The following is a 19,221-nucleotide window of genomic DNA, read 5'->3' as shown; positions in this document are numbered from 1 at the left end:
TCGTTCAGGCCACAACCTGTCCCCGCTGGTCTACGTTTGGCGACGTCGGCTCGAACCCATCGAAGTGACGGTCGGTGTGCCGCTCACGCAGGCGTTCGGAAGTTGCGGTCGGCCGGGTCGATGTCAGTGCACGGATGCAGCCACCGCGGCCGGTGTCGCCGCGATGGTCACGGCACGGATACCGGGCACTGTGCGGATCAGGGCGATGGCGATGCGCCGTTCGGATTCGTCGGTGAACCGGCCGGAGATGCCGGCGTTGCCTTCTTCGACGGTGACATGCCAGCGCCGCACGCCGGTGTGTTGATCGACAACATTCTGTGCATCGGCCGCGAGTGCGTCGTCAGGGGTAAGCATGATCCGTAACGCGTCGCCGCGGCTGAACATCCCGACCAGACAACCGTCTGCGTCGACGACCGGCAGGCTACGCAGTCCGCGCGTTACCAGCCACCTCATGACCTCGGCCAGAGCTGCGCTGTCGGAGACCGACACCGCGGGTGCGGTCATCACGGCGTCGACGGTGTCATCGAGTTCGCCGGCCCGCAACAGGTCACCGCTGGTGACTACCCCAATGAGGCGGTCATCCTGGGTGAGAACGGGCAACGCCGCATAGCCCAGTTCGGTAAGCCTCAGCGCCGCCTCGCGTACCGAATCAGTATGCCGCACAGCGATGATCGGTCTTCGCATGATCTCGTTTACCCGCACGTTCCTCATTCCATTCAACTCCGATTCAACTAGGACCGGATCGCTCGAAGGGCGGACCACTTCACCGGGCCGTCCTTGTGTTCTCCGAGTGCTGCCTCTCTCTCGCAGGAGGCTGGTGGAAAGTCTCGTCAGGGGCGAGCCGAGGCGGCGTAGCCGCCCCTGACGACGCGCACGGCCCTAGTGTCGGGCCGGGTCACAGTCACTCGGATCATTGCGCCGCCCCTACCTGCGACTTCTGCTCCACTCCATGATCGCGTCGAGTCGAGGCGACAGGTTGCGTTAATCCGACAATCGAGGCACCGGGATCTGTGGCAATGGCACAGCGCGGGTGTATCAGGCGGAATCAGTGGCGGCGAGTTCGATCATCATGGCGAACCGTTTGCGGGGGTCGTCCAGGCCGAGGTCGGTCACCTATGCCATCTTGCGCAGCCGATTACGGATGGTGTTCTCGTTCACACCGAGCTGCGCGCCCCACTGCGTAATGGGGTGGACCGGGCAACCGAACCCAACCGCAATCGGACGCCGTAGCCACCCAGTACGTTCGCCAACCGATCCAACGTCACCATGAGCCGCTCCGACGTCGAACCGGGCGCAAGTGGCAAAAGGTCGTGGATGAGCACGCCGGGTCGCCGTCCGTCGGCACGAGGCGACCCGTCATCTATCGGGGGACCTGTTCGGGTGTGCGAGGAGATCGGCGAGTACGGCGGCTTCGCTGATGTCGGTGTTCTTGGTGCCGGTCAGCAGCGTGAGCGTGCTACGGTCGGCCAGCTGGTGCAGGTGGGTGAGGGCGGCGGCGCGATCGCGTGCGGTCAGTTCGTCGCGGTAGCGGCGAGCGAATTCATCGAACAGTTTCGGGTCGTGGCCGTACCAGGTGCGCAGTTCGGTGGATGGAGCGACCTGTTTGCACCACTCGTCGAGGCGGGCTCGGGTCTTGCTGACACCGCGGGGCCAGAGCCGGTCTACCAGGACGCGGGTACCGTCCTGCGGCGTGGGGTCGTCATAGATTCTGCGGATTTGCACAATGCGTCGAGTCGTCATCGCCGACTCCCGGTTCTATCGCTGCTCGCCTTGCGGAGTCTCAGCTGGCCAAGCTCGGGCGGCCGGTCCGGGCCTTGCCACACATCGAACGGTACGCCTACCAGGAGACCTCGACGGTGAGATCACGCCTTCCATTGCGTCATCGGAATCGTTCGCGGTAACGCGCCTCGGCGGCGTCGGCGACGGTGCTGCTGTTATCCAGGGACTCGCCGCGTAGGTACCCCGTGACACCGAGGACGGTGACGAGGCAGCCGGATATCCAGGCCGTCCATGCGGCGCTGCCACCCGCGAAGCCACCGACCCACGGCGCGAGGAACAAGGCAAACCCTACGACGGCCAAGGCCAGGTAATCGCGCGTCGGATCGCCCGCGAGCAGCGACCACAGCGCGGTCACTGCGGTGAGGCCACCCAGCCCGATCATGACGGCAGTCGCCGCGGGCGATGAGTGCACCACCGCCCCGGCCAGCACCACCGTCACGACTCCAACGACGAGTGCCGCCCGGCTTATCCAATAACTGACGGCGCTGCGCTCGCCCGCGCCGGTGCTGTAATCGCGGATGCCGGACGCGGTAGGTGGATTACCCCGGGTCCATGCCGCGGCCCCGAGGGCCATGGCGAGAAACCCGGCCACCCACGCTGTCCACGCGGCCCCGCGATCAGGGACGAAGCCGGCACCCAGCCAGGGCAGCAGGAACATCGCCAAGCCCACCACAAACAAGCCCCAATGATCGGGGGTCCGATTCCGCACCGGCAACGACAACACCCCGAAGAACGCGATGAACGCACCGAAGCCGAATGTCAGACCCTCCCCGACCCGAGTGGAACTCACTGTGATCGACGCCGCCACCGCGCCGATCCCCACCACCAGTGCTGCCCACCCCACCCACGTAGACCTTGCCATCCATTTCACCTCACTCCCAGCCTGTGGCTTCCCCCTGATCATCGGCTTTCGACCCTTGCTTTGACTTCACAGCACCAGACAGCTCATCGGTGCCCTGCCGGCGTCGACTGCCGATACCGAACGCGCCTTCGTCCGCGGACGCACCATCAACGCGCGAGCAGTCGCACTCGTCCACGACGAAATTCCCCGGTCTGGTCCACGCAAACCCGACGACAAGACTCCCCCAAACCACCCGCGTCCGGCCTGACCTGCTCGATGTCGACCACGATCGAGTACAACTGCCACAGACCGGGCTCGCGGGCGATGGCCGAATCCGGCGCGGCAGAGCGTTTACCCCGGTGCCGTGTCAACCATGGACATCTCGATTCCCTCGAGCAGTACTTACGCAGCACGCAGCACAACAACCGGTAGCGTTGGGTGACAGGGCGACGCTTCGAAAGGAAGCAGATGGGAATCGTGCGGGCCGCGTCGTGTTTTATGGAAGTGTCGGATTTGGATCGTTCGATACGCTTCTACTGCGACGTATTGGAATGCCGTGTCGCGATTCACGAGCCGGACGCCGCGCTGCTCTTGACACCCGACGGCTTCCAGCTCTACCTACGAGTCAGCGGCACGTTTCACAGGCGCCACATCGGTGACCTGGGCGTCGTGTACCTCATCTGGTCCACCGACAGCAAGAAAGAGCTGGACGGCATCGAACACCGACTGCGCGCTCACTATCCCAGTACCCACACCGCCCAAGCGAACGGGATCAGTTTCGTCGACGGTATCGACCCGGACGGTTGCCGCGTGCTGATCACCTACCCGAGCCCCGAGAAACTTCCACGCGAAGTCATCGATCATCGCTTCCGATGACCGCCGACTGATTCTGAGGAAATGGCTTCGCCTTTTCCCACCTGGCCCGCGATATTCGAGCGGACCTAAGACTCGAGGCCGCTCGCCATCACCGGTCATCGACGGCATCGACGCGCACCACCGCGTCATGGCCTTCGACAACCGAGGAGTGGGCGCGACCGGGTCATCGGTGCCCTGCGATAGCGAACAGATGGGCGCAGACGCGAATCGCGGTCGGCGGCGAGATCAGCCTGCGGGGCCTGTCTGCGCGCGTGGTGGCGGAGTTATTGTTCGGGCTGCAGCAACGGACCACCGACGGCGCGAAAACCAAGCCATTCTTCTTCCGCCGCGTAGCCGACCATCTCCGAGCCCAGGAAGCACACCGCCTGGATGCGGCGTCCTTGCAGGGACTGATCTTCGAGGAAATCACGCTGACCAGACACTTCATTGCCTTCGCGCGAAGGCAATGTTCGGATCCGGAAACCGAACGACGCAAAGGCGTGTGGGACATCGCAGTGTTCGGTTTCGGTGGCGCGCTACGGTTCACCGAGACCTCCCAGCCGTGGCTGCGGGAGGCGACGAAGGTGATGGCCTACAACGACCTGCCGCTGCACCGCGGGCAAGGCGCCAAGCAGTACTGCCAATCGCGGATCAGCTATCTGGCGTTGCTCTCGCAGAGCCTGCGGTTGCAACGCAGCGACGAGAGCCGCGATCCCAGCAGCCTGACCGCACCGACATCACCGCTTCTTGAACAGAATGGCGTTCCTGCAGGCCGAGGAGCAATTCACCGAGAAGAAGCGTATCCGCGCGGTGAGGGAGGATCGTTGGGCCGGCCGCTCGCAAGGGTGGTCGGTCCGCCTCTGAATGCAATCACCCAAACAAGGGCTCGGAACAACCCACTTCACGGCGCGCACGCAGGCAGAGGATTCGTTATCAGGTCAGCGGAGGAGTTGCTACCCAGCGGAGCCCCGGTTTCGTGACGGCCTACCGGGGACTCGCCGGGCCCCGCGGTCACTCGGCGGCTGGAAGGCCAGTGCGGCAATATGGTCACCGTCAATCGTGATCGGCTGGACCTGCCGGATGATGCGCGATCGGATATCTACCAACAACCCAGAAATGCATCCGGCGACCCGCGACAGACAGACGATCCCGCCGACGGTGATCTTGCTACCGGCCATTGTGAGTACGGGCGCGAGATCAACCTTGTCGGCCTTGGCGAACGTCCTGTCGATCTGGATCCATTGATCGCCTGCTCGTCTGATCACGACGTCCGGGGAAACCCCAGTCCTCGTCGGCGCCCTCGATCTCGAGGCTGACCTTGTCGGACTCGACGTGCACGCCGTAACTGTTGACAGAAACGGTCTGGACGAGTTGGTCCCACTCGCTGCTGTTCTCCACGCGTTTCCCTCCACAGTCACCAATGGCCCCCGGGACGCGAAGCGGAACATAATCCACTGCCGCCGAACGGAACTCGACCGGCGGACAGGCAGCTGCGCGACCGCCTGACCGTCGTCGGCGGCTCAGGTCCGCTGCGGCACAAACCAGCGACGGCGATACGAGCCAGACACCCGCCGCATCCGCACAGACCAACGATGCCACAGACGCTATCGGACGGGCAGCCCCACATACGACAGGACCACCCGAGAGTCACACCACCTACGCCACCGGACAGCAGCCCGCAGGCATCTCAACCTGTGACCAGGTTGCCCGATCGCCGGTTGCTCCCATGCGGGCAAGCGCGGACGACACGTCAGCACTTCCACAGCCGGGCTTGACGGGCTGGCCACGACCGCGCAAACTGGTTATCACATTGGTCCATTGTCCATGTATTTTCTTCTCCGACAACGTATTTCATTGCATCTTGGCTACGGCCCCGTCAGCTCTGACGGTGAGACCGAGCGCACCACATCGACACGAGCCTTGTCGCATGCAGACCTCGGGAGGGCAGGCGGCGCCACACATGGGGGGAGGACTTACCTGTGGGCAACGGCGACAAACAGACTCGCCTCGGCATCCGCGATCCAGAAACCAGCGTTCCTCGGCAAGGAGGACGACTTTCGATGGCCCCCGATATCCGGTTGTCCTGCGAAGCTGGTGCAGGGAAGGCTAGAGGACGACAGGTTCTCGGGCTCGAGTGTCGGGCGAAGAAACGATGAGTAGTGAGCCGGAGCCCGGGGACCAGGGCTCGATCGATCTGGACGCGCTCGCGGCCCATCTGACCGGGCTCGGCGACCCGCCAGTTCTCGATGGGGCAGACGCTGCGCTGCCGGGCCGGTTGCGCGATGCGCTCGCCACCTTTCCCGGGCGCAAACTGGAGGGCATCGCGGGCTCGGGCCGGTCGCGGATCGACCAGGGCCGTACCGAACTGACGCTGGCCCTCAGCTGCACCGAGCTGGCCTGGCCCGCGGGGACCGCGGTGGCCACTACCGTGCAGGCCGCGACCGTGCGGGTGACCCGCCTGGGCGAGGTCACGCTTATCCTCGATGGCCGGTTCGACGGGATCGCGGTGGCAGTCACGCTGAACACGGGCAAGGACGGCGAGCTGGAAGCAGCGGTACGGTCACGGGATCCGGGCGCGTTCACGGTGAACACGCTGGTAGGAGCATTGGCCGGGAACGATAGGTGGCGCACACTCGAGAGCGGCCTGACGGATCTGGGGTTGGATCGCGCACTCGGGCAGGTCACCGGTTTCGACTTCGGCCTCGACAAGGACCTGTCGGCCGAACCTGCCGGTTATGTGGTGAGGTCCGCGGCGGTGGCCGCTGCGTTCACGCTCAAAGATCTCGCGTTGGATGTCGAATTGTGGCTGCCGGGCCTGTATCTCATCGGCAGTCTGCACGAGCACAAGCCGATCGGTGTCACGCAGTTGCTGAGCTCGTTCGGGCTCCCGGGTATCCATGTGCCGACCGAGCTGACCGTCGCCGAACTGGATTTCGTCACCGGCCTTGGCGGCACCTACCGGATCACGGCGACGCTCACCGGCGATTGGTCCATCGGTCATTTCACCCTGAAGGACGTGTCGGCTTCGATCGCCTACAACACCGTCGAGAAGTTTGTGGCCCGCTTCTCGGGCACGGCGCGGCTGGGATCTGTTCCCGTCACGATCAGCGCGGAGAAGTCCGCCGGTGCCGACGGCGGCTGGACCTTCGAAGGCGGGACAGCAGCCGGCGACGAGCTCACGATGGGGGCATTGCTCGAGCACCTGGGCCTCACCGGGGCGCCCAAGCCAGTGGAAACCCTTGCGCTGACCAGTCTTTGGTTCTCCTACACCACCGGCAGCGGCCACTTCGCCGTCAGCTGCCGGGGCGAGCTGGAGATCGCCGACGGTGTCACGGCGGCGATGGGCGTCGCCATCACTCGCGACGACACCGGTACCCGGTACGAGGGAACGCTGTCGGTGGGCGAGTTCGAATTGGACCTCCTGTTCGCCGCCGAGCGTGGCATGGACGCCTTCGTCGCCACCTATCGCAATGTCCACGGCGGCGCAGTCGCGTTGCGGGACTGGATCGCCGCGGTATCCACCGACCTCGCGGCGGATATTCCCGAGAGCTTGCGGGTCGGGTTGACCGACGCCAAGTTCATCCGGGTGAAACCGGGCACCGGGCCCGCGGTGTTCGCGGTAGGTTTCGATCTGTCGGCCGGTATCGATCTCGGCCAGCTGCCGCTGGTCGGCGGGTTCCTGTCCGCGATGGGCACTCTCGGTGTGGACAATCTCCAGGTCATCTATAGCACCGGTGCTATAGATGCTACGACCACCGCGTCGCTCGACGCCCTGCTAACTCACGCCGAGGTGGTGTCGCTGCCGGGTGCTGGTTTGGCCAAGGGCCTGGCCGTGCAGGCGACACTGCGGATCGGCGCGAACACCACACCGGTAGCGCTGGGTCTGCCCGCCACATCGTCCGGGGCTTCAGGGCTCCCGCCGTCGGGTACGTCCTCGTCCGGTAACCCGGCGCCCGAGATGCCCACCGACACATCCGGCTCGGTTCCGGCAACCCCGAATACGCATGCGCCGCAGGGCGGAGCGAGTGTGTGGCTACAGGTGCAAAAACAGCTCGGTGTGCTGCACGTGAACCGGATCGGCGTGCTTTATCAGGACAACGCGCTGATGTTCGCGCTCGACGCCGCGGTCGCCCTGGGCCCGTTGAAGCTGTCGTTCGACGGCTTGGCGGTCGGTTCACCGCTGGACAAGTTCGTGCCGAGGTTCAGTCTGTCCGGGCTCGGGGTGGCGGTCAACACTCCGGCGGTCACTATTTCCGGTGGCCTGCTGCATGTTCCGAACCCGCCCGCCGGGATCGAGTTCCAGTACGACGGCACCGCGGTCATCGCCAGCAAGTCCTTCGCTCTGGCCGCGATCGGCTCCTACGCGCAGTTGACCGGCGGGGATCCTTCGCTGTTCATCTTCGCCCAGCTCAACGCGGAGCTGGGCGAGCCGCCGGTGGTGGTCAGCGCGCTGATGGCCGGTTTCGGGTTCAACCGCGAGCTGGTCGTTCCCACCGCGCGAGAAGTGCCGAACTTCCCGCTACTGGCCCTCAACGGGCAGAGCCCCACTGAACCCACCCATGTTCTCGACGTTCTGGAGGGCCGCGCACCGGCCTCACCGGGAACCGCGCCACAGCAATGGATTCCGCCGAAACAAGGCAGCTACTGGCTCGGCGTCGGGGCGGAACTGACCCTGTTCGAGGTCGTGAAGACCAAACTGATGCTCGTCGCGGAGTTCGGCAACGAGCTGATTTTCACCCTCCTGGGCACCGCGACGCTGCAACTTCCGCTGGCCGGTCGATCACCGCACACCTACGTCTACGCCGAACTGGGACTCCAGTCGTCCCTGCGTCCGGCCCAGGGCACCCTGACCGCGCAGGCGCAGCTGTCCGACGCCTCCTATGTGCTGGTGAAAGACTGCCATCTGACCGGCGGATTCGCCGCAGCGGTGTGGTTCGGATCCAACCCCAACGCCGGGCAGTTCGTCGTCTCGCTCGGCGGCTACCACCCGAAATTCGATCGCCCGTCCTACTACCCCGTCGTGCCGCCACTCGGCATCAGGTGGGCCCCGAGCACCTCGGTATCGGTCACCGCCGAAGCCTATCTGGCCGTGACGCCCTCGTGCGCGATGGCGGGCGCCAAGCTGGACGTGGTGTTCCACGAGGGTCCGATCCGAGCCTGGTTCACCGCCCACGCCGATCTCGTGGTGGCCTGGCATCCGTTCAGCTTCGCCGCCGAGATCGGAGTGTCCATCGGCGCGTCGGTCCGCATCGACGCGTTGTTCGTCCACGGAACGATCAGCGTCTCGGCCGGTGCCCAACTCACCCTGTGGGGGCCGCCGACCGGCGGTTCGGTGACCGTCGACCTGGTCGTCCACACCGTCACCATCGGCTTCGGCGCCAACCCGGACCAGGGCCAGATCGCACCGCTGAACTGGACACAACTAGCCGGCATGCTGCCCAAACGCGAGGAAGTGCTCACTCTCACCCCGATAAGCGGTCTGGACACCACCGTGCCGGACACCGGCACGGGTGAACCCAGCAGCAGCGGGCAGAGGTGGCTGATGCGTGCCCGCGACCTGCGTTTCCACACCCGATCCGCGATTCCCGGCAGCCAGGTGCGGATGGGCGAGGACTCCGTGGCGACCGGTGCCGACATCGACGTGCGGCCCATGAACCACACCGGCCTCGCCGGCGTGCACCAGCTCACCGTGCGGCACGAGAATCGGCCCGTCCAGGGCTGGACGGTCACCGCGCGCAGACAGAACCTGGCCGCTTCACTGTGGGGCGCCCCGCCGGCTCCGTTCACCCACCGGCCCGCCGAACCCAGCGCCGAGGTTGTCGCGGATCTGCTGGTCGGATGCGAGGTGCAGGCACCCCGGCCGGTGCTGGCCGGCTCTCGCGGGGTGTTCCCGCTCAGCGAATACGACGCCGAAGAGATCCCACCCGGGCTGTCTCCGCTGCCATTGCACCCCGAACCGAACCACGACCACGTCGTCGCAGCCGACCCCGCCGCCGTGCGATTGATCAGCGACCTCGACACCGATCCGGTCCGAAACCGACGCGATCAGGTGTTCACCGCGCTCGCCGCCGCCGGACTGTTCACCGGCCCCAACGACGACCTGACGGGATTGGCATCGGGCGCGGGACACCTCTACAACCAGGCGCCGATGATCCGGAAAGTGAGCAACCCCGCATGAGTTCGAGTCCGCCCCGCAAGGGAGGCCATCCCGGTCGGCGACATCGAACTGCGCGACAACTATCTGCCCGGCCTGACGGCGGGCCGAGCCGCGAAGGAGCAGGTTCATGCCCCCCACCAGGTACAACCTCTCGTTTGGCAACGCCGCTCCCAACCATCCGTATGTAGGACCCCCTCAGAGTTGGCTTTACCTAGTTTTGGGCCCGCAGGAGATAGCGGCGGAATCTCCATCCTCATACCACCATGTCGCGCCGAAGAAAGGTAAAGCCGGCTTGATGACCCTATGGGACACAGTCATAGCAAAGGAGAAGGTCGGCGATGTAGCGGGTCCGCTGCTCACCGCGATCGAGCGCAACGTCCACACCTACGGGGCGATGCAAGAGGACGAGACGACAGGGAAAGAGACGAAGGCACTGCTAGCGCTAGCCAACCCCGATCGGGTCGAGCAGCTCGCAAAAGAGATCAAAAGCAACAAGATTATCCACGACCCGAATACCCCACTACGCCACGATTACTGGGACGACTTTGCCCGGGTGTATGTCTGGCTGCCCGGGAACCTGTTCACAGGACCGACCGTGCGGATCGATGATCCGGGTGACGACTTGGACGCGCCTGCCCAGCACATCATTGACCGCGCACAATACGAGCTGCTCAACGGCGCCTACACCGACATCGGCACATACCTGAGAAACCCGGCGAAGAAGGGCTGTGCAGAAAATGCCTATCGAAATCTCGGGACGATCGCTACGAAATACTCGACCGTAACTCGGTTCTCGACCGCGCACTGGACCTGGGGTTCCGTCCGGAACCGGAATGGCACGACGGACGAGGGGCTGAAGGTGCAGCCGCCGAGACGACGAAGGATGGGCAGTTGACTTGGCACCGAAGACGGACTCGGTGCGAATCCGCCATCACGACAACCAGTTCAACGATCAGTACACACCGGCGGACGATGTCTCAGCGAAATCCCTCTATAGGCCGGAACAGTTCAGGTCGAGGACGACACAAGACACCACCCCGCCCGCCGATAGGTCCGAAACCCCTGTGCCTGCAACGGTTCACAACGGCAACCTGACGGAATCGACCTCCGGCGCACAGCTCACCTCTACAGCCAGGCGCCGATGATCCGGAAAGCGAGTAGCCCCGCATGAGTTCGAGTCCGGCACACCCCGCGCGCGACACCATCCCGGTTGGCGATATCGAACTGCACGACAACTACCTTCCCGGTGTGACGGCCGGCGACTACACCGTCGAAATCACCCACGATCTGCAGGCGGGTCCGGACGGGGCGTCGATTATCACCGGCGGGGCGTTGCGAACGGTGCAGCGGTTCACCGTTCGCGGTCCGCAGGTGGCGATCGACACCGGCGCGGTGCTGGCTACCCAGCCGCCGGACGGCAGCACCGGGCGATTCGCCGAGGTCCTGCCCCATGTGGTGCTCGGTGACCCCATGCTGCCATGGGAACGCGACATGAACGCCGCGCCAGGCACGCCCTGGCTGGCGCTGCTGGTGTTCACCGACGACCAGTTCGTCGGCGCCACCGCGGACCCGACCCGGGCCCAGTCCGGGACCGTGCAGGATTTTCTGGCCCCCGACCCGGCGGTGCGCAAACCCACGCTGGCCGTGGAGTCCGATATCGCGACGGATGCGCCGTGCCGCTACATCCAGGTCGCGGCCGAGGCGTTCCGGGCGGTGGCGCCACGGCTCGACGAGGCGCGGTGGCTGACCCACTGCCGTGGCGCCGATACCGGCGACCGGCCCATTCTGGGTATCCAAGAGGACGGATTGTTCTCCGTGGTCGTCGCGGGCCGTTTCCCGGCTGTGGGCCCGGCGGGATCGGCGGATGCCGTGAAGAACATCGCGCACCTGGTCTCGTTGGAAGGCCACCAGCAGATCCTGACCGAGGATCCCGACTTCGGTGCCTATACGTCGGTGGCGCTGCTGTCGTTGTGCAGTTGGACGTTCTGGTGTCAGGCCGACCGGAGGATCGACTTCCGCGAACTCGCCGAGGGACTGGCCCACGACCCGCGCTCGGGCACACCGGCTGCGCGCGAACAGATGTGGTTGCGGCTACCCAGCCCCTACCTGGGCACGAATACGACCGACGCGCGAGGTGAGGTGGCACGGCGGATCGCCGGCGGCTATGTTCCCTTGCCGTATGTGACCCGGTCCGGTGAGAGCACCTTCGGCTGGTATCGCGGCCCTTGCACCGCGGTCGCGCCAGCCGCGACACCGCAGGCGATGACCGCCACCACCGCGGACGCACTCATCGGCTACGACCCGGTCTGGGGAAGTTTCGACCTGTCGCTGGCGACCGCGTTCGAGACCGGCCGAGCACTCGCCATCGCCGATTCCGTCTTCGCCCAACAGCTGACGACCTTCAAACACTCAGCTCGGGCGCTGGTCGACACCCTGCACCACCAGCAGATCAGCACCCACCTCCCGGACCGGGATGAGGGGACCTCGAAGGTCACGACCGCGCGTGCGGCGTTCGGCGCCATGCTCGACGGACGGCTGCTCGCCGTGCTGGGTGCGCCGACGCCCGCGCCGACCCAGCCGTGGTCGCCACCGGCCCCCGATGCGCCGCCGAGCGATCCGGCACAGGCACTGGCCGAATTCCTCCGCTCCGACGACACCCGGGCCGCACTGGACCAAGCGCTGCGCGAGGCGCCGCTCGTCGACGAACTCGCCCCGATCGTGGCCTGGCTGGCCCAGCGGATACTGCTGCAAGGCATTCCGTTCATCCACCTGGTTCCCGATGAACGGATGCTGCCGCCGGAATCGTTGCGCTTCTTCCACATCGATCGCACGTGGCTGGACGCGCTGGTCTCGGGCGCGCTCAGCATCGGTGCGCAGTCGAGCCGCGACACCGTCCTAGACCGGATCATCGGCGCTGCGGTCCGCGCCGCGGCAGCCACGCAGGCCACCACCCACCGCGACACGCTGCGCACCGGCGACCCACGTACCACCATCGACGAAGAAACAGAGGCGGCACAACAGATCTCGGGCTTGCTGCTGCGATCGGCGATCGTATCCGGATGGCCGAACCTCGCTGTGCGAGGCTACGATCCGGCGGGCGGGCTGCTGCGGATACTGCGGCTGGATCATCTGTCACCGACCGTGCTGCTGTGCTTGTTCGACGGCATCCCGCACACGGTCGAGCTGGCCGAACCGCAGGAAGGGTTCCGGTTCGGCGTCGACGACGACGGCCTCATCCCGCTGCGCAACCTGCGGCCGCACGACTCCTCGCACGGCCTGGCGCTGGGGGCGCCGTTCGACCCGGAGGTCACCTTTCCGGTTCTCGACCATCTGCGCGGCGACGACGGGTGCCGTGTGCTGGCGCCGGGTTCGCTGGTGGCGGCGCTCGGCCGGGCCCTCGACGCCGCGCACGGGACCTCCGTCGGCCCGATCACCCCGGCCGATCTGGCCCTGCAGATGGTCAGGGTTCCCGAGGCGATCCGCTTCACCGGCCCCGCCGATCAAACGATAGGCCGGTGACCATGCGCCCCACCCTCGTCGTTCCGGTCGCGCTCGACGCCCTGGTGATCACCTCGGCCGTCTTGGGCGAGAACACCTTCCGCATCTGGCAACAGACCTACCGAGCCCTGGAAGACTATGCCAGTCCCCAAGCCGACGAAGGCGACCGGCAGATCGAGGATTCCCAATTCGCCGCCCCGGGAGTCCACCTGCACTGGACGCTGCCGCGCGGGCTGCGTCACGGCACGCAGGACCCGCGCACCGGGCGGCTGCGCTACCCGCTGGTCCCCAACCGCTGGCTGCTCACCCGTTTCAGCGGGACCACCGACCGCCGGGTCAAGGCATGGGTGATCGAAAGCGACTGCCCGCACAGCACCTACGCCCGCAGGCAAGGCCACGACGCGGTGCAGTCCAGCGACTTCCTGGTCGACCAGAACACCGTCGACGCCTGGAAGGCCAGCGCGGACACCTACCGCAATCAGGTCAAACCACGCAAGCCGGAACCGGGCTTCTATCAACTGCCCATCGGGCTCGCCTTTCCCGCCGACACCCCCGGGGCGTGGTCCGAACGCGCCGGCGATGATCGGCTGTACCTGACTGCCATGGGTCCCGGCGACCCATATTTCCCCACCTACGTCCCACACAACAACAACATCTTCTCCTTCATCGACGACCTCACCGACCTCGCCGGCGCGACCACCCTCGCCTATCACCTCACCGGCTGGTACTCCCACCCCGACGACGACATACTGGCCCCGACCGCTAGCACCTCCTACACGGAGGTGCTCGCCCACCTGGGCTGGCAGGATCCGCGCCTGACCGGAAACCCCGGCCACGACGGCGCGGTCGAACCGGCCACCCGCAGCCTTTACACCGGCCAGGTGCTGTCGCTCGCCTGGGACCCCGACGCCACCACCGCGCCGTCCGAGGACCCGCTGCGCCGAATCCGCGATGACGGGAGGATCGACGTCGCCCTGGCCAACACCACCGAGGACGCTTTCGCGGCACTTTCGGGTCGCGCGCTGGAGGTCGCGGGTCAAGCGCCCACCCCCGCCGACATGCAGCTGCTGCGCGCGTTCCTGCACGGTCTGCTGCCGCTGGCCGACGAGAAGGGCGGCGACGCCCGGATACGACGCCGCATCCACGGTGGATGGTTCGCCGCCTCCGCCGGCGGCCACCGCTGGACCGTGACACCCCCGCCCGCCACAGACGACTCACCGCGGCTGTTCACCGCACCGACGTGGCTCGACACCCTCAACGACGATCAGCGCGACCTGGACACGCAGCTCGGCGAATTATCCTCGCTGCAATGGCGATTGAACGCGCTGTGGCTCAAGAACGGCATCTACGCCAACCTGCTCATCCCGCCGCCCGACGCACCCGACCCGCAGCGGATGCAGGACCATCTCGACCCCGGCATCGACGGTTCCCTGGCCCAGCGGGTGCGCCACAAGACCGCCGCGGTCCGCGACCAGGCCGCCAAAGTGCCCCAGCCCGACCCCGGCGGCACCCACGCCGCAGCACAGGACGCGCTGCAGGCCGCGATCACCGCCTTCGCCGCGGCCAAGGGTCTGCCGCAGGGTGCCGCCCTCAAGGCGATACCCGCAAACCCGTTCTGGCAGAGCAACAATCCGGTCGTCACCGTGTCCGGGGTGCTGCCTCCCCCGGACATTGCCGACGCCGACCAGCCGCTGCCGGTGCGGCCGGTCACCGCCGATATTTCCACCCTGATCGCCGCCGTCACGGTCAACGGCACACCGATCACCGTCACCCCCGGTCACGCGCCGATGCCCGACATCCCTTCCAGCGCCTCGTTTCCGGACCTGCTGGGTGCGTTGCTCGCCGAATTCTTCCTGCTCGATCCGGACAATGCCGCCGCCCTAGCGACCGCCACGGATCTGCCCGCCGACGAGGTGACCGCGACACTCACCGCGCACCGGCCCGACGACTACACCGGCACCCTGCCCGCCCTGGGCCTGACGCCCTGGAGTCAGCCCTGGCAGCCGGTGTTCATGGAATGGAAGGCGGCCTATCTCCCCATCCCTTACAGCGTCGGCGGCCAGCGCTGTTGGAGTTTCGACGGCACCGACTACCGCTTCACCCCCGGTGCCGCCCAGTTGCGGTACTCCCTGGACGACATCGTCGAGATCGGTGGGATCTCGGGCCTGAGCCCGCACCCCCGGTCCCTGTTCGCCGCCCGCCTGGAGAAGTACGTGGCCGACCACGGCACCGCCGATCAAGCCGACCGGTTGGACGGGTGGCTGGCCGATATCGGCGAATGGAATTTCCTGGCCCAGGAACTGACCGGATTCAACGAACGCCTCGCCGCCCGCGATATCCGCGCCTTCCGCCGCCCGACACCAGGCGACGAGGACTTCCCCCACATCGCCGGCCTCGCCGGATATTCGGACGCCGCGACCGAGGACAGCCTGCCCGCCCGCTACCTCGACCGGGTCACCGGCGTCCCGTACCTGCCCGCCGGAAGCGACCCGCAGTTCCAGGAGATCCGGCAAGGGCAGATCTACCTGACGCAACTGTTCCTCTACGACAAGTTCGGCCGGGTGCTCGACGTCGTCAACTCCGACACCGAATACGGTGGGCTGCACGATCACCGGAACTTTCCGCTCGTCGTCGACGACGCCTTCAACACCGCGACCTCACTCGCCCCGAAGGTCGCGGCCGTCGCCCAGTTGCCGCCGCGTCCCCTGCAACCGGCGCGGCTGGACTTCGATCTGCTCGACGGCATGACCGCGCGCCGCATCGTCGGCACCGGTACCGAGGCCAGCCCGATCGGCGGATGGCTGCTACCCAACCACCTCGACCGCAGTCTGCTGCTCTACGACCCGGCGGGCATATTGTTGGGCACTTACCGGCTGGTCAGCACTCGCGACGGGCAGATCGGACAGTGGGAACCGCCACCCGACGGCACCATCACCGGTCTCGACCAGGTAGCCGCGCGAGCGCCGGTCCTCGCCGGGCTCCTCGGCTCCTCGCGGCTCGCCTCCGCGGCGAACTTCACGGCCTTCCTCGAGGCGATCGACACCACCTTGTGGACCACCGACCCGCTCGGCGCCCGCGCCGACAAAAACCTGTCGGTCCTCATCGGACGACCGCTGGCGCTCATACCCGCGCAACTGCGACTGTGCCTGGACGGTCCGCCGCTGTTCGACACCGGCTGGGGTGCGACGCTCGAACCGCCGCAGCCGACGTTCACCGGCTATGAGTTCGCGGTCCGGCTGGGCGACCGGCACGCCCGCGACGACGGCCTCATCGGCTATTTCACGTCCGACCCCCACGGCACCTACAACTACGACCGGTTCCACTGCGTCACCGAGCCCGACCAACAGCAGGACTTCCTCACCCAGATCGGCCCGCTGGGTCCCTGCGACACCCCGTCGGACGCCAACTACCTCCAACTGACCTTCGGCGACCCGGCCCCGATCCCGTTGCTGCTGCTGATAGACCCGCATGCGAGCGTGCACGCCGTCACCGGCATCACGCCCACCGCCGAGGTCGCCGTCGCGGCCGCCCATAGAGATACACCGCTCGCTCACATCGAGGCCCTGTTCCGCTTCGGGCCCATCCTCACCACCTGCCACGGCCAAGGCACAGGCAACGGATCCATCGCCTTCCCACGGCCCGCCGAAAAGCACGGCAACTGGAGCTGGTTGCATCCCGCGCCCGGGTCCGCCCCCTGGACCCCGTACACGCTGGCACCGACGACAGCGAACGCCCAGTTCCCGGACGACCCCACGACACTTCAAGACGGCCTGCTCCGATTCACCACCAACCTCGACGACAACCCCGACCCCACCTGAGAAGAAGGGCACACCCATGACCGAGCAGCCACTGTTGAACTACCAGCCCTCGACCAGCCCGTCACCACTCCAGGCCGGAACCAAGGACACCCCCGGTCACGCCCGCATCGTCATCGCCGTCACCCCCCGCAGCCAACCGGTCTACTGCGAAGAGATCCAGATCGCCGTTCCCGGCGAGTCCGACAACAGTGCTCCCTACTTCGCGGGCAAACCGACCTGTTCGGTCACCCCTGAGGGCAAATGGGAGGTCTTCACCGCCGCAGCGGTGGAAGAGGAAGCCACCGGCGAAGGTATCAAGGGTCCCTATCAGTTCACCTTCAAGAACACAGCCACAGACGATGATGACGACACCGATCTCATCGACTACCCGATGAGCATTATCCTCACCGGCCCACTCGGAACCCCCACCGGCACGCTTACCTGCACCATCGGCGAGAAATCCACCACAGACAACGAAATGCGCCACAAGCTCAGGCAGAGCAAAGTGGACATGCTTGTGGAACCGCAGCCCTTCTACCTGCGCAACTTCATCACCCACAGCCCGGACAGAACCTCTGTTCCCCAAACCAGATTCACGGCAGGAAACCGGGTCGATTTCACCTGGGAAAGCAACGGCACGTCCTTCACGCTCTATGACGGCGACGGCACCGTGCTCTACGCGGGCACGGACACCCACGCCACCCTCCCCGACGGCGGCACCACCGACGCCGGGCGCGCGTTCTCCCTCACCAGCGACACGACGTTCACACTCGTCGCCGAGTACACCGCCCACGGTTTCGAACCCACGTATCTGAACGCCCTGGTACCCGTCACCGTCACCAACCCGACCGTGGCGGCGCTGACGGTCAACGGAACCCTCTCCGCCAGAAGCGATCTCAACGTCTCCGGCGGTCTCATCGTCCAAGGTGATGTGCAAGTCCACCGGACGGCCACGGTCGATCAGCAACTCACCGCCGCCGGAGGAATCTCCGGGGGTTACGACGCCCTCGCCATCCGCAACGGACTCACCGTCAACGGCCGCACCACCCTGACCTCCGACTGCGATGTCGAAGGGTTCCTGTCCGCCAGCGGAGATATCCGCGTCTCCAACGGCGGTACCGAGAAACTGACCACCAGCGGCACCAACGGCCTCCAGGTCGACGGTGACCTGACCTCCGAGGGAAAGGGAGTCGTCCGTTACAGCGACGACGTCGCCATCACCGGCGGATACGGCGGAGAGCATCTGTATGTCAACGACAACGATGCCCACCCGGACCCGTACAGCCGCCATGTTTACGTCATGCGTCGGGGCTACGGCGCCTCACTGGCCACCTGGAAGATCGAACCCGATTCCTGACCCCCGGCCCGGATCCCATCACCCGGTCCGCCACCGACATCGACGGCCATCCCAATCCCACCCTAGAAGAAGGGCACCACTATGACCGAACAACCACTATTGCCCACGGTGCATTCGTGGTGCAGTCAACTGGGCACGTGCGGTTGCCGCCGAGGATGGGCAACACGCCGTTTCTGCGGTGCTCGTCGCTGAGGCCGGGAATGGACCGACGAGGAACTCGCCTACCTCGATGAGGTCCAGCAACGACTTTCTGGTCCGCTTACCGAACGCCGGCTCACCGTGCTGTGCCGATGGTGGCAAGGCGGCTACGCCGAGGACCGATGAACTGGCCGCGATTCCGCGCCGCAGGCCAACACATGCTCTCCCACAAACGCCACTAGCAGCACTCGATCGGACACCTGGTTCCCGAGCAATCTCTCCCGCCACGCCATGACTCGGACTCTTCGGATGTTCCCGGTTGGGAGGCTCCGGCTCGAGCGGGCTCCACGAGCCTGCTACTCAGCCTGCCGCAGCGTGATACTGCTCCCGATGCTCAACCCACGGACGCCCCCGCTCCTCCGGACTCATCGCCAACAACTCCCGCAACTTACCCCACGCCACCTCATCAACCGGCGTATACACCTGCATCCACGCAGTCGGCACCGACGGCAACGACATACTCGTCAAAAACATCTCCAACTCCCCCACCGCCAAATTCCGCACCTGCTTCGTCCTACTCACCGGCACCGCCACATCATTCAACGCCCACAACGACGCGAAACTCTCACTCTCCACACACAACTCCGCAATGAACTCCTCCCACTGCGGATCACCCAAATTCTTCGCATACGCACCACGCAGAGACCCCACCATCCGACGCAGATCATCCCAATTATGGCGATACGCGTTGCAGCACTCCGGCGTCAAGAACACCCGACGCGCCACATTCCGCTCCACC

At 66.0% G+C, this 19,221-nt stretch carries 11 protein-coding genes and 3 pseudogenes; 8 read left to right on the top strand and 6 right to left on the bottom strand.

Annotated features, from left to right (window positions below):
* Positions 1–123 precede the first annotated feature (123 nt).
* From ABZ420_RS10740 to ABZ420_RS10725, 4 genes and pseudogenes are all read right to left on the bottom strand, one after another.
* Positions 124–711, bottom strand: a complete 588-nt coding sequence (locus ABZ420_RS10740; RefSeq protein WP_357120026.1) for a CBS domain-containing protein — start codon at positions 709–711, stop codon at positions 124–126.
* A gap of 324 nt (positions 712–1,035) precedes the next feature.
* Positions 1,036–1,182, bottom strand: a pseudogene (locus ABZ420_RS10735) (helix-turn-helix domain-containing protein); the annotation flags it as partial.
* Between the two features lie 174 nt (positions 1,183–1,356).
* The gene (locus ABZ420_RS10730; protein ID WP_357120023.1) at positions 1,357–1,740 is read right to left on the bottom strand and encodes a DUF488 family protein; all 384 of its coding nucleotides are present in this window, start codon (positions 1,738–1,740) and stop codon (positions 1,357–1,359) included.
* 139 nt (positions 1,741–1,879) lie between these two features.
* Positions 1,880–2,641, bottom strand: coding sequence for an SPW repeat protein (locus ABZ420_RS10725; protein ID WP_357120021.1), 762 nt, complete (start codon positions 2,639–2,641; stop codon positions 1,880–1,882).
* A 447-nt stretch (positions 2,642–3,088) separates the two neighbouring features.
* Here ABZ420_RS10725 and ABZ420_RS10720 point away from each other — a divergent pair, with 447 nt between their 5' ends.
* The 3 genes and pseudogenes from ABZ420_RS10720 (at position 3,089) to ABZ420_RS10710 (ending at position 4,455) form a co-directional block, all read left to right on the top strand.
* Complete coding sequence (locus tag ABZ420_RS10720) at positions 3,089–3,496, top strand: VOC family protein (RefSeq protein WP_357120018.1); 408 nt, start codon at positions 3,089–3,091, stop codon at positions 3,494–3,496.
* Between the two features lie 94 nt (positions 3,497–3,590).
* Positions 3,591–3,701 (top strand): annotated as a pseudogene (locus tag ABZ420_RS10715) (alpha/beta hydrolase); the annotation flags it as partial.
* Between the two features lie 46 nt (positions 3,702–3,747).
* Positions 3,748–4,455, top strand: a complete 708-nt coding sequence (locus tag ABZ420_RS10710) for a hypothetical protein (protein WP_357120015.1) — start codon at positions 3,748–3,750, stop codon at positions 4,453–4,455.
* Positions 4,456–4,672: 217 nt separating this feature from the next.
* Here ABZ420_RS10710 and ABZ420_RS10705 read toward each other — a convergent pair whose 3' ends face one another.
* Positions 4,673–4,873 carry a hypothetical protein gene (locus tag ABZ420_RS10705; RefSeq protein ID WP_357120013.1) on the bottom strand — a complete coding sequence of 67 codons (201 nt, stop codon included), beginning with the start codon at positions 4,871–4,873 and terminating at the stop codon, positions 4,673–4,675.
* Positions 4,874–5,627: 754 nt separating this feature from the next.
* Between ABZ420_RS10705 and ABZ420_RS10700 the strand changes: the two genes are divergently transcribed.
* From ABZ420_RS10700 to ABZ420_RS10680, 5 genes are all read left to right on the top strand, one after another.
* Positions 5,628–9,653, top strand: a complete 4,026-nt coding sequence (locus tag ABZ420_RS10700) for a DUF6603 domain-containing protein (protein WP_357120010.1) — start codon at positions 5,628–5,630, stop codon at positions 9,651–9,653.
* A gap of 274 nt (positions 9,654–9,927) precedes the next feature.
* The gene (locus ABZ420_RS10695; protein WP_357120007.1) at positions 9,928–10,527 is read left to right on the top strand and encodes a hypothetical protein; all 600 of its coding nucleotides are present in this window, start codon (positions 9,928–9,930) and stop codon (positions 10,525–10,527) included.
* 272 nt (positions 10,528–10,799) lie between these two features.
* The gene (locus ABZ420_RS10690) at positions 10,800–13,151 is read left to right on the top strand and encodes a hypothetical protein (RefSeq protein ID WP_357120005.1); all 2,352 of its coding nucleotides are present in this window, start codon (positions 10,800–10,802) and stop codon (positions 13,149–13,151) included.
* Positions 13,148–16,948, top strand: coding sequence for a hypothetical protein (locus ABZ420_RS10685; RefSeq protein ID WP_357120002.1), 3,801 nt, complete (start codon positions 13,148–13,150; stop codon positions 16,946–16,948). Before ABZ420_RS10690 ends, ABZ420_RS10685 begins: the two co-directional genes overlap by 4 nt.
* A 16-nt stretch (positions 16,949–16,964) precedes the next feature.
* Positions 16,965–18,284, top strand: a complete 1,320-nt coding sequence (locus ABZ420_RS10680; RefSeq protein WP_357119999.1) for a hypothetical protein — start codon at positions 16,965–16,967, stop codon at positions 18,282–18,284.
* 498 nt (positions 18,285–18,782) lie between these two features.
* On the opposite strand, the pseudogene ABZ420_RS10675 reads toward ABZ420_RS10680, so the two are convergent.
* Positions 18,783–19,221: pseudogene (locus ABZ420_RS10675) on the bottom strand (transcriptional regulator); the annotation flags it as partial.

The organism is Nocardia sp. NPDC005745, assembly GCF_040630775.1.
Lineage (GTDB): Bacteria > Actinomycetota > Actinomycetes > Mycobacteriales > Mycobacteriaceae > Nocardia.
Note: the sequence above shows the minus strand (reverse complement) of the source record. Positions and strands in the feature narration are given on the sequence as shown.